The sequence below is a fragment of the Pseudomonas sp. KB_12 genome (assembly GCF_052114545.1).
Classification (GTDB): Bacteria; Pseudomonadota; Gammaproteobacteria; order Pseudomonadales; family Pseudomonadaceae; genus Aquipseudomonas; species Aquipseudomonas brassicacearum.
On record NZ_JBFREY010000001.1, the window covers coordinates 194,837 to 206,330 of the forward strand.

The window sequence follows — 11,494 nt, forward strand, 5'->3', positions numbered from 1 at the left end:
TTCAGCTGGATTGGGCCTCGCTGTCGTCCTGCATATCGTCCAGATATTCCGGCTGGTCGGTCTGGTCCGGCAGTTCGGTCACGACGCTGAAGTCGCTGATCTCGATGGCGCCGACCCCATGACCGAGCAGATGGAAGGAAAACGCCTTGCGCTGCTGCGGGTTGTCGAAACGGAGGTTCATCACCAGCGGCTGGTCGGGTGTCACCGCCACGTCTGTCGGCAGGTCCATCGACACATCCTGTTCGAACTCCTTGGCCTTGAGGGAAATGTAGGCGGCGTGGTCAGCCTCCACGGCGCGGATGGTCAGGCTGACGCGGGTCTGTGAACCCTTGGGCATTTCCAGGTATTGGGCACCGATCAGGTTGTCGGTCCAGTCGTTGGCGACCTGGGCCGGCAGCGGGATCTTATCCGCGCTGCCGAATTGATAATGCTGGTTCAAGGGCGTGCGCAACAGGGTCTGGTCCAGGGCCGTGGCCCGGGCGCCAATCAGCCTGGCGCGCTGGCCGCTGTATTGCCCGCCATAGGTGGCGCGGTCGGCGATGAAGCCGTCGCTGGCGTAGTCACGGCAATGCTGGAGGAAGTCGCACTCGGTAAAGGTGCCCTTGCCATCGTGATAGCGCAGCTTGCCGTTGGTGAACGACATGATTTCCCGACCCGTCGGGTAGTCCCTGAACATCGAGCGGCCGGACAATGACGTGGGCACCGCAAAGCCGAAGTAATCGAGGATCGAGGCGGTCAAGTCGACGTGGCCGTAGGTGCCTGACTTGATCCTGGGCAACGGCTCCGGCGCCAGCGTCAGGTTGAACCCCCAGGAGGAGGCCAGTCGCACGTCGTCGATGCCATGGGATTCGTCCGAGGTGATGACCACCAGGGTGTTGTCCAGGATGCCCTGGCGTTCCAGGCCCGCGAGGAAGTTTTCCAGGGCGTCGTCCAGGTAACCCACCGCTGCCTGCTTGGCGGTGTCGTAGCGTTGCAGGTAGTCATCCGGTGCCGAGTAGGGCTGGTGCGTGCCGACGGTCAGCAGGGTCAGCATCCAGGGTTTGTCCGCTTGTTGCAGTTGCCCGACGTAGTCCAGCGCGCCTTCGAAGAAAGTCTTGTCGTCCATGCCCCAAGGGAATTCCAGGTAGGCGGGGCGAGTGAACCACTCCATGCCCAAGGTCGTGTCGAAGCCGATGTGCGGCATGATCCGGTCCTTGGCCATGAACCGCAGGCCCGCGCCCTGCAGGAAATGCGTGGAAAAGCCGTTCTGGCGCAGCTGGGCCGGCAGGCAGGCCTGGTTGCGCTGGGTCTGGTTGAGCATTTCGACGCCTTTGGGCGTGCCGTTGTCGAGCTTGTCGTAGTCGCCACACAGCATCGCGTAGAGGCCACGAATGGTCTGGTGGCTGTGCAGCACGTAATCGGGGGTGTTCATGCCGCGCTTGGCCCAGGCACTGAGGTGCGGCATCAGGTTCTCCTGATAGCTGCTTTTCAAGGCCTGGCGGTTGGCGCCCACGTAGGCACCGGGAATGCCCTCCAGGGCGATGACCAGGACGTTGCGCGCACGGCCCGGTTCGGCCAGCAGTCTGTTGCCATCGAGGTCCAGGCGGGTCAGCCCCTCCATCGGCGGGGCCGGGTCCACCGCATCGCCGTCGAGCCATTGCCGGGCCTGGTCCTGCCCGGCGGCGATACCTGCGGTGACGAGTTGGTGAGGCAGGTTGAACACGTTCCATTGGTCCGCCTCGCTGGGGCGCCAGGCTTGCAGCGCGCCGTGGCCCAACAGGAGCAACACGGGCACGGCCCAGGCGTGGCGCGGCAAGCGTGGCGCCTGGCGTGGGCGGTTGGTCCATTGAGTAACCAGCCAGAACACCAGCGCGGACAACTGGAGCGCGGCCAGCCAGGGATGGGCGAAGCCGCCGCTGGTGGAATTTTCAACGAACTGCGGGTCGGTCAGGTAATGCACGTCCGAAGGATTGGGCATCCGCCCGACCGCGCTGACCAACTCGATGCTGGCCAGCGTCAACGCGCTCCAGGCCAGCAATACCGGGAACGCCAGCCACCCGGGACGACGATGGAGCAGCACGATCAGCAACCCGCCGATACCCAGGTCCGAGAGATAGCCCAGCGGGTCGGACCAGCCCAGGGCGAGACGCAGGCCCATGGGGACGAGTAGTACGCAGCCAATCAGGGCTATGAGGGCGGCGCGCGGATGGGTTGAAGCGCGATAAAGAACGTTCACAAAAGCAGGCCTTTCGGTTGAAACCAATCTACTGAACGGACACGACCCCTGTGGGAGCGAGCTTGCTCGCGATAGCGTCGGATCAGTTGAATTCATATCGACTGACACACCGCCATCGCGAGCAAACTCGCTCCCACAGAAGGTTCTTCCTTCGGTCATGAAATTGTCATGGGGAGGGATGGTACCAAGGGCAATCGCTCCTGGCCGAGCCAATGTCCCGGTGTCTGGCTGCGCTACGCTGTGGTTCACTGGCCCAGGCCTCTACAATGGCCGCGTAGCGCTGCTTTGAGACGCGCAGAAAACTTGTATCAGGATTTCTCATCGGGGGATGGATGGACAGGTTCCAGGAAATGCAGGTTTTCCTCGCCGTGGCCCAGGAGTCGGGTTTTTCGGCGGCAGCGCGGCGCTTGGGGATGTCGGCGGCCAGCGTCACGCGGGCGGTGGCGGCGTTGGAGCAACGCATCGGCACGCCATTGCTGGTGCGCACCACCCGCAACGTGTACTTGAGCGAAGCCGGCCAGCGCTTTCTCGAGGACTGTCGCCGGATCCTGAGCGATTTGCAGGAAGCCGAGGATTCGGCGGCCGGCAGCCACGTCCAGCCCCGTGGGCAGTTGACGATTACCGCGCCGGTGCTGTTCGGTCAGTTATTCGTCACGCCGCTGCTGGTGGATTACTTGCACCGGTTCCCCGAGGTCTGCATCAACGCCTTGTTGTTGGATCGCACGGTCAGCCTGGTGGAGGAGGGCATCGATGTTGCCCTGCGCATTGGCGAGTTGCCGGACAGCAACCTGCACGCCGTGCGAGTCGGTGAAGTGCGGCGGGTGGTGTGCGGCGCCCCTGATTTCTTCGCGCGCCACGGGCGGCCCCGGCATCCGGAGGACTTGGAGCGAATGCCCGTGGTGGCATCATCGGCCATTGGCCAGGTCAAAAGCTGGACCTTCATCAATTCAGGCCAACCGTTGGCCGTCCGGCCCGTGCCTCGGCTGGTGGTGACGGCCAACCAGGCCGCGATCACGGCGGCCTGCCAGGGGTTGGGGATGACGCGGGTCCTGTCTTACCAAGTGGCAGGCAACGTGGCGGCCGGGGAACTGGAAATCGTCCTGGCCGATTTCGAATTGCCGCCTCTGCCGATCCATGTGGTGTACCAGGGCGGGCGAAATGCGCCAGCGCGGGTCCGCAGTTTTGTCGATTTCGTCGTCGGTGCACTGCGCGAACATCCGGCCTTGAGCGGTTGAAGCATTGTTTCGCTGGCTGAAACAATGGATTGCATTTCTGGGTGATTCTCTTGGTTCTGCCTGGAGCGGAAGATGACCCCATCGACGCCGTTGTGCTGATGGCGTCACTTGCAGCGGAGTCGACCATGAACCCTATCAAGCACTATCATTTCCCGCTTTCCGGCCATTCCCATCGCGTTCAACTGATGCTTTCGTTGCTCGGGCTACCCGTCGAAGAAGTCTTCGTCGACTTGGCCAAGGGCGCGCACAAACAGGCGGACTTCCTGGCGCTCAATGCGTTTGGCCAGGTGCCGGTCATTGACGATGACGGCGTGGTGCTGGCGGACTCCAACGCGATCCTGGTGTACCTGGCGCACAAATATGGCAAGAGCCGCTGGCTGCCGACCGATCCGATCGGCGCCGCCCGGGTGCAGCGCTGGTTGTCGGCGGCGGCTGGGCCGATCCATGCGGGCCCGGCCACGGCGCGACTGATCACGGTGTTTGGCGCGGCCTACAACGCTGAGGACGTGATTGCCCGTTCCCACAACGTGCTGAAAGTCATTGATCAGGAATTGAGCAACCGTGCTTATCTGGCGGGTGACGCTGCGACCGTCGCGGACATCGCCGGCTACAGCTACATCGCCCACGCACCGGAAGGCAATGTGTCGTTGGAGGACTATGCCAATGTACGGGCCTGGCTGGCGCGGATCGAAGCCTTGCCCGGGTTTGTGGGCATGCCGCGTACGGTTGTCGGGTTGCAAAAGCACGCCTGAAACGGAGCTCGGTGGCGAGGGGATTTATCTTCACTGTGGGAGCAAGGCTTGCCCGCGATGAAGGCACTGCGGTCTTTCAGAGATCGAGGCGCCTGTTTCGCGAGCAAGCTTTGCTCCCACATGGCAGAGATAGGTCCCTTACCACAGCAATTGCATCGTTCCAGTAGACCTAGGCGTAGGAAAGCGCCTTTTCCTCCAGCAGTTCCTCGTATAGCCGCACCCACTTGCGGCCCATCTCTTCAGACGTGAACAACTGTCGGTAGCGAGCTTCGGCCCTGGCGCCCATGGCCTGGGCTTGTGCCGGGTTTTCCCACAGGGTGCGCATCGCCTCGCGAAAAGCTTCGGGATTGCTCGGTGGCACCACCAGGCCGGTTTCTTCGTGCACATTGATGTAGCTGGTGCCGGTGCCGATTTCGCTGGAGATCATCGGCTTGCCGAACATCGCGCCTTCGAGCAGCGAGATGCCAAAGGCTTCGGAGCGCAAGTGCGAAGGGAACACGATGGCATAACTCAATTCCAGCAGCGCGACCTTGTCCTCGTCCCCCAGGCGTCCGAGGAAATGCAGGTTGCGCAGGCCCAGTGCCGCCGCCTGGGCATGCAGTTTTTTTTCCAGCGGGCCGGCGCCCACGATGACTACGGGGTAATCCACGCCTTTGAGGGCGTCGAGCAGAATGTGCAGGCCTTTGTAGTAACGCATCACCCCCACGAACAAAAAGAAACGCTCCCCCAGTTTTGCCTTCCACCCCGCCATGCGCTCGGCGTCAGGCTGTGGATAACTGGTCTTGTTCAGGCCGTAGGTGATGATCCGGGTCTTGGCGGGGTATTCCTTGAGCACATCGCTGGTATGAACATAGTTCGGCGACGCCGCGACGATGCGCTCGGCGCCGTTCAGAAAGCGCCGCATCAAGGGGCGATAGAGCTTGAGCAGGTGCCGCTGGCGAACGATGTCCGAGTGGTAGGTCACGACGTAGGGTTTTTTCACGGAGGTGCAAAAATGCACCAGGTCCATGAACGGCCAGGGGAAATGGTAGTTGATCACGTCCGCTTCGGCGGCCAGCTCACGGAATTTCTTGAACACGCTGTAGGAGAAGCCGGTGGACGCCAGTTGGAAGTCCAATCGCGCCTGATGAACGACATGCTGTCGGATCTTGATTGGCTCGGGCGCCGGCTGCCCGCTCAGGGCCAGCACGGTGTTATCGATACCCAACCGGTCAGTGCTGTCGCACAGCTGGAAGATGACCTGTTCGATGCCACCCATGGAGTCTGGCAAATAGGTTTTGTAAAAGTGCAGGACTCGCATTCAACCTCCCAAGACCTGGCGATACGCTTGGGCGGTGACCTTCGCACAGCGTTCCCAGGAAAAAAGCGCCGCTTGTTGCAGCCCCGCTTCGCGACACGCTTGCCAGTGCTGGGGATCTTCCATCAACCGGCCCATGGCTTCGCGCATGCCTTGCGGATCGTCCGGCTCGCAGTAATTGCCGGCTGGCCCCGCCACCTCGGGCATCGCCGAGCAGCGGGTGGTAATTACCGGTGTGCCACTGGCCATGGCTTCAAGCACCGGCAGGCCAAAGCCTTCGTAATAAGACGGGAAAATCAGCGCCCGTGCCCCCGCCAATAGCTGGGCGACCTGTTCGTCAGGCAGGTAACCCGCCAGACAAACATGACCGCCAGCCAGGGCGCCTTTCAACTCATCATTGAGCTGTGCCTGTTGCCATCCGCTCATTCCTACGATGAACAAAGGAAAGGTCTGACGTACGGATTCAGGAAGCTCGGCATGGGCGCGCAGGGCCAGCGACAGGTTCTTGCGGGGCTCCAGAGTGCCGACACAGAGAAAGTATCGGCCGGGTTCCAGGCCGTGGGCCTTGAGTACGGCGTCGATGGCGGCGGGTTCGCGCGGATGGAAACGCGCCGCTACCCCCAGCGGCGCGACCCGCAGGCGCTCGGCGGGGAGGCCGAAATGCTGTTGGACCTCATCGGCGATGAACTGCGAGTCGGTCAGAATCAGTTGCGCCAGCTCCACCGCACGGTCGAGCCGTCGCTCGATTTCCTTCAGGCGTGCCGGTGGTTGCGTTTCTGGGTAGCGCAGGTGCGTGAGGTCATGGAGGGTGATCACCGTCGGCCCCTCGAAGGCCAGCGGCCAAAGGCTGGGTTCGTGATACAGGTCGATGGCCTTTGAACGGCCTTGATCGAAGCGTTTCTGCTCCAGCCAGCGCCGCGCCTGATAGGCTCCCGGAACCCGCCGAAGCCAGGGGCTTAGCTTTGAATAGCCAGGCGCGGCCGTTTGCGGCAATTGCGAACTCCAACCCCAGCCATGAAACAGCGACAACTGCACGTCCGGCTCCCGGGCCAGGGCAGTGGCCAGCTCCGCTACGTAATGGCCGATGCCAGTGCGAGGGGCCTGGAGGATGCGCGCGTTGAGGGCTATCCGCATGCTGTTTCCCGGTCGACGATGACTTCGTTAACGTGGCCCTCGATTCGCTCCACCAATTGCGCACTGGCCTGGCGCCAGCTCAGCCATTGCCAGTGATCCAGGTTGCGCTTGGCCGGGAATACCCCGGTGTGCTCCATGTCGGTGACCAGGTCCGCCAGGCTTTGGGGTTCGTCGAGATCGAAATAGGCCATGAAATCACCGCCGATTTCCCGAAACACTTCAATGTCGCTGCCCATTGCCGGCAAGCCGCGCTGCATGGCTTCCACCAGCGGCAAGCCGAAACCTTCCACATAGGACGGGAACACCAGCGCAGTGGCGTTTCGATAGGCGTGTTCCAGGCTTTGATCCGCGAGGTTGTTGAACATGAACAGGCGGCTATCGAGTTGCGGATGACGCCGGATACGTTCGATCAACGCCTCACATTTCCAGCCGATCTTCCCGACGATACACAGCCGCGCCTGGGAACCGGCAGCCCAGGCCCGCTCGAATGCGTCGATTAGATAGGCGTGGTTTTTCCGCGGCTCGATGGTGCTGACCATCAGGAACACCGGCTCGGGACGCTTGAACAGCCGCAGCAAATTCGGATCGATAGCCTGGGTGGGATCAATCTGGTCCAGTTCGCTGCCCAGGTAGAAATAGTCGAACCAGCGTTCTCGTACCTGCTGCTCGCCAATGCGCCGAACCATTTCCTGGCGAAGCTGGTCCCGGATGGTGGTGGAGATGGCGATGTAGCCGTCGGCGGTGCGGGCAATCCAATCGAACCAGCGGTTGAACACCTTGACCAGCCCGGCGTCGCAGAATTGCGGATGGGTCAGGGGAATCAGGTCGTAGACCACTGAGATGATCCCGACGCCGTCACGCTTGAGTTGTTCAGCCAGAGGGAAGAAATCCGCATGCCAGGAGGAGTCCAGCAACACCAATTGGTCACCGGCGCGGTGTTCCAGCGGCATGATGCGCGGCGCAACCTGTCGGCGTCTGAGAAGCAGGTTGAGCAGACGAATCGGGATACTCAGACAGCCAAAGACAAACAGCCGACAGCCGACGTACAAGAGGCGGCGAGCCCAGGCCGACTGGCTGAAAGGGCGCCGCGATTCCAGCGTCCGGTGCCTGAGCCAGAACAGATTGGCCGCTTGCTCCAGCCGTGCGCGCAAGCTGACCAGGTCCCATGCTTTCTCGGGTGGTGGAACCAGGCTTTTAACCTCGTAGAGCTTGCCTCGCAGCATCACCACGGGAATGTATTCGCGCTCCAGGTCCTCGGTCGGCAGCTCGCGGATGACATTGCGCACGACCCTCTGAATCCCGGAGTTTGCCTTTGGGTTTTCATAGACATAGGTGCACTCCACCAGTAGACGGGTCATTGCAACTCCTTTTGCGGCAGCACGTCGAGGGTTGGCTGGCTCGAACGCCGGATGCAGGTCTCGGCCTGGAGCCAGGAACAGCCGACGAAATCTTCCTGGCGATTATTGATCACGTGAAACACCAACCCGTAGTCGCGCCATTCGAAATTACGGTCCAGGTGCGAGTCCAGCCGCGACAGGCTGAGCGCAACGGAGTAATTGCCCTTGCCCAGGCGCATGTCGAAGCTGAAGCGGAAGGTGATCTGTTCGCCGGCCTTGAGGTCGGTCACGGCTTTGTCCTGGCGATGAGTGTTGATGCCGTACATGGGCTGGCCGAGACGGTCCTTGATCAGGAAGCCCAGCACCAGCCGCTCGATGTCCTGGCGGATTTCAACCCGCACTTGCAACACCATCGGCTGGCCGATCTCGGCCACTTCCACCGGCTGTTCCTGACTGTTGAGCAGTTGTACATCGATGATGCCGGCTTCGCCGGTGCCGGAAATCGTGCGCACCTGGCCGTTGGCGAGCATTTCCTGGCGGACCACCTGGCCTTCGCGCTGGGCCAGCATCGCGTTGTAATAATCCATCACTTCTTCGGGCTTGCCGCGCATGGCCATGCGTCCGTGTTCCAGCAGGATGGCGGTGTCGCAGATCGACTGGATCGCCGAGCGATCATGGGACACGATCAGCAGCGTGGTGCCGGCCTTGCGGAAGCTGCGGATGCGCTCGAAGCTCTTGTGCTGGAAGTAGGCGTCGCCCACCGACAGCGCTTCGTCGACGATCAGGATGTCCGGGCGCCGGGCGGTGGCGACGCTGAAGGCCAGGCGCATCTGCATGCCGCTGGAATAGGTACGTACCGGCTGGTCGATGGCCTCGCCGATTTCGGCGAACCCTTCGATCTCGGGCATCAAGGCTTCGATGTCCTCCACCTGCATGCCCAGCAACTGACCGGCCATGAACGCGTTCTGGCGACCGGTGAAGTCCGGATGAAAGCCCATGCCCAATTCCAGCAGCGCGGCGACACGACCTTGCAACTGGATGTGGCCGCAGGTGGGTTGGGTGGTACCGGTGATCATCTTGAGCAATGTGCTTTTGCCGGCACCGTTGACCCCGACGATGCCGACGGCTTCCCCGGGCTGGATCTCGAAATCCACTCCTTGCAGGATCCAATGCAACTGATGACGCTGGCGAGAAAAGGGGATCAACCATTCGAACAGCCGGCTCCAGCGGTTCGGATACTGTTTGTAGGCCTTGCCCAGGCCACTGACGCGCAAATGTCCCATCAGAGTTCGTCCACCATTTCACCGCCGCGCCGACGAAACATGCGCAAGCCCAAGGTGCATAACAGCAGGCCGACCACCAGCAACGGCACCAGCGAGCTCCAGACCGGCCATTGGTTGTAGAGAAACAGGTTCTGGTAGCTCTGCATCAGGGCGGTCATGGGATTGAAGGCGAGCAGTTGCTGGATCGGCGGCGGCAGGATCGTCATCGGGTAAACGATCGGCGTGAGCCAGAACCAGAATTGCAGGCAAATGCCGAACAACTGCCCGACATCACGGAAAAACACATTGAGGATCCCCAGCAGCATGCCCAACCCGGCGGCGAACATCACTTGCAGGGCCAGCAGCGGCACCAATGCCAGCAAGGTAATGCCCGGCCAGCGCCCGGTGATCAACAGGAAACCGAGGAACAGCCCGAGGATGATCGCGAAGTTGATCCCGGCGTTGAACAGCACGATCACCGGCAGGCAGATCCGGGGGAAGCTGATCTTCTTCAGTAGGTTGGCGTTTTCCAGGAACATGCCCTGGCTGCGGGTGGTGATTTCCGCGAACAACCCCCAGGTCAGCAGCCCGGCGCAGAGATAGACGCTGTAGGCCATGCCGTCTTCCACCCCGGGCAGGCGGGCACGCATGATGTGGGAAAAAATTACCGTGTAGACGAGGATCATCGACAGCGGGTTGAGCACCGTCCAAAGCGCGCCGAACAACGAGTTGCGATACCGCGCCTGGAACTCGCGCTTGACGCTGCCAAGGACGAAGCCGCGATAGCTCCACAGTGTGCGTTGCAAGGCCAGCAGCATCAGACGGCCCTGCCATAGTGATCTTCGAAGCGGACGATGTCGTCTTCCCCCAGGTATTCGCCGCTTTGCACTTCGATAATCACCAGATCGATCACGCCGGGATTCTCCAGGCGGTGCTTGTGGCCGGCGGGGATGAAAGTCGATTCGTTCTTGGCGACCAGGTGCGAACCCGAGCCGTTGTTGGTGACCTTGGCCATGCCTTCGACCACCACCCAGTGTTCGTTGCGATGATGGTGCATTTGCAGCGACAGCGAAGCGCCAGGCTTGACCACGATGCGCTTGATCTTGAAGCGTGGACCCTCTTCGAGCACGGTATAACTGCCCCATGGGCGGCTGACCGTACGGTGCAGGCGATAGGCTTCGTGATCCTTGTCCTTGAGTTGCCGGGCGACGCGACGAACATCCTGGGCGCGGTCGGCATGGGCCACCAGCACGGCATCGGCGGTGTCGATAATGATCAGGTTTTCCACGCCCAGGGCGGCCACCAGGCGGCCGTCGCTCTGGACGAAGTTGTTCTGGCTGTCGATAAACAGGGCCTCGCCGGTGGCGCGGTTGTTTTGCCCGTCGGCGGGCACCAGGCCGGCGACGGCGGTCCAGGAGCCGATATCGCTCCAGTCGAATGCCGCGGGAATCACCACGACATTGGCGGAGCGCTCCATCAGGGCATAGTCGATGGAGATGTCTGGCATTTCGGCGAAATGTGCCGCGGACAGTTCCTGCTGCACACACCCTGAAGTTTCCACCGCCGTACTGGCCGTGACACAGGCGCGTGCCTGTTCCAGCAGCTCGGGGGCGTGGGCTTGCAGCTCCGCCAGCAGGGTCTTGACCGAGAAGCAGAACATCCCCGAATTCCACAGGAAGCGGCCGCTTTCCAGATATTGCGTGGCGGTCTGCAGGTCGGGTTTTTCGACGAAGCGCACAACCTTGGCCGCACCCTTGGTATCCAGGGGCTTGCCCCGTTCGATATAGCCGAAGCCGGTTTCCGGCGCCGAGGGCAATACGCCGAAGGTCACCAGGTGGCCGTTTTTGGCCAGTTCCACGGCGTGCGCCACGGAGGCCTGGAAGGCGGCCTCGTCCTGGATCAGGTGGTCGGCAGGCATGACCACCAGGATCGCGTCGTCACCGTGCAGGGCCTGCACCGCGAGCGCGGCGCTAGCAATGGCCGGCGCGGTGTTGCGGCCCGTCGGTTCGAGCACGAAGTGACCGCGATGACGCTCCAGGTGGGCGCTTTGATAGTGGTCGCGGCTCTGGAAGTAGTACTCGCGATTGGTGACGGTGACGATGTCGCCCTGGCCGTCGAACAACCCCGCGGCACGCCGATAGGTCTTGCCCAGCAGCGACTGGCCATCGGGCAAGAGCATGAAGGGCTTGGGGTGGTCTTCGCGGGACACCGGCCACAACCTCGTCCCGGCTCCGCCGGAGAGAATCACGGGAATGAGCATGG

General features: G+C 62.0%; 9 protein-coding genes. 2 read left to right on the forward strand and 7 right to left on the reverse strand.

The genetic code is table 11. The features are described from left to right. Window position 1: 1 nt before the first annotated feature. Window positions 2-2,215, reverse strand: coding sequence for an LTA synthase family protein (locus AB4Z20_RS00940; protein ID WP_442089146.1), 2,214 nt, complete (start codon window positions 2,213-2,215; stop codon window positions 2-4). A 332-nt stretch (window positions 2,216-2,547) separates the two neighbouring features. On the opposite strand from AB4Z20_RS00940, the gene AB4Z20_RS00945 reads away from it, so the two are divergent. Together AB4Z20_RS00945 and AB4Z20_RS00950 are read left to right on the forward strand one after the other, a co-directional pair. Continuing rightward, the gene (locus tag AB4Z20_RS00945) at window positions 2,548-3,450 is read left to right on the forward strand and encodes a LysR family transcriptional regulator (protein ID WP_442089147.1); all 903 of its coding nucleotides are present in this window, start codon (window positions 2,548-2,550) and stop codon (window positions 3,448-3,450) included. Window positions 3,451-3,575: 125 nt separating this feature from the next. Next, window positions 3,576-4,202, forward strand: coding sequence for a glutathione S-transferase family protein (locus AB4Z20_RS00950; RefSeq protein ID WP_442089148.1), 627 nt, complete (start codon window positions 3,576-3,578; stop codon window positions 4,200-4,202). Window positions 4,203-4,371: 169 nt separating this feature from the next. Here the strand turns inward: AB4Z20_RS00950 and AB4Z20_RS00955 are convergent, their stop codons facing one another. From AB4Z20_RS00955 to AB4Z20_RS00980, 6 genes are read right to left on the reverse strand one after another with little or no spacing between them, the layout of a single operon-like run. Further along, window positions 4,372-5,502, reverse strand: a complete 1,131-nt coding sequence (locus AB4Z20_RS00955; protein WP_214511111.1) for a glycosyltransferase family 4 protein — start codon at window positions 5,500-5,502, stop codon at window positions 4,372-4,374. After that, complete coding sequence (locus tag AB4Z20_RS00960) at window positions 5,503-6,633, reverse strand: glycosyltransferase family 4 protein (protein WP_442089149.1); 1,131 nt, start codon at window positions 6,631-6,633, stop codon at window positions 5,503-5,505. Continuing rightward, window positions 6,624-7,991, reverse strand: a complete 1,368-nt coding sequence (locus AB4Z20_RS00965) for a glycosyltransferase family 4 protein (RefSeq protein WP_253470541.1) — start codon at window positions 7,989-7,991, stop codon at window positions 6,624-6,626. Before AB4Z20_RS00965 ends, AB4Z20_RS00960 begins: the two co-directional genes overlap by 10 nt. Then, window positions 7,988-9,253: an ABC transporter ATP-binding protein gene (locus AB4Z20_RS00970; RefSeq protein ID WP_253470539.1), complete on the reverse strand. Its 1,266-nt coding sequence runs from the start codon at window positions 9,251-9,253 to the stop codon at window positions 7,988-7,990. The genes AB4Z20_RS00965 and AB4Z20_RS00970 overlap by 4 nt, the downstream gene beginning before the upstream one ends. Beyond that, on the reverse strand, window positions 9,253-10,050 hold the full coding sequence (locus AB4Z20_RS00975) for an ABC transporter permease (protein ID WP_253470537.1): 798 nt from the start codon (window positions 10,048-10,050) through the stop codon (window positions 9,253-9,255). The genes AB4Z20_RS00970 and AB4Z20_RS00975 overlap by 1 nt, the downstream gene beginning before the upstream one ends. Beyond that, window positions 10,050-11,492, reverse strand: a complete 1,443-nt coding sequence (locus AB4Z20_RS00980) for a mannose-1-phosphate guanylyltransferase/mannose-6-phosphate isomerase (protein ID WP_442089150.1) — start codon at window positions 11,490-11,492, stop codon at window positions 10,050-10,052. The genes AB4Z20_RS00975 and AB4Z20_RS00980 overlap by 1 nt, the downstream gene beginning before the upstream one ends. Between the last annotated feature and the right edge of the window lie 2 nt (window positions 11,493-11,494).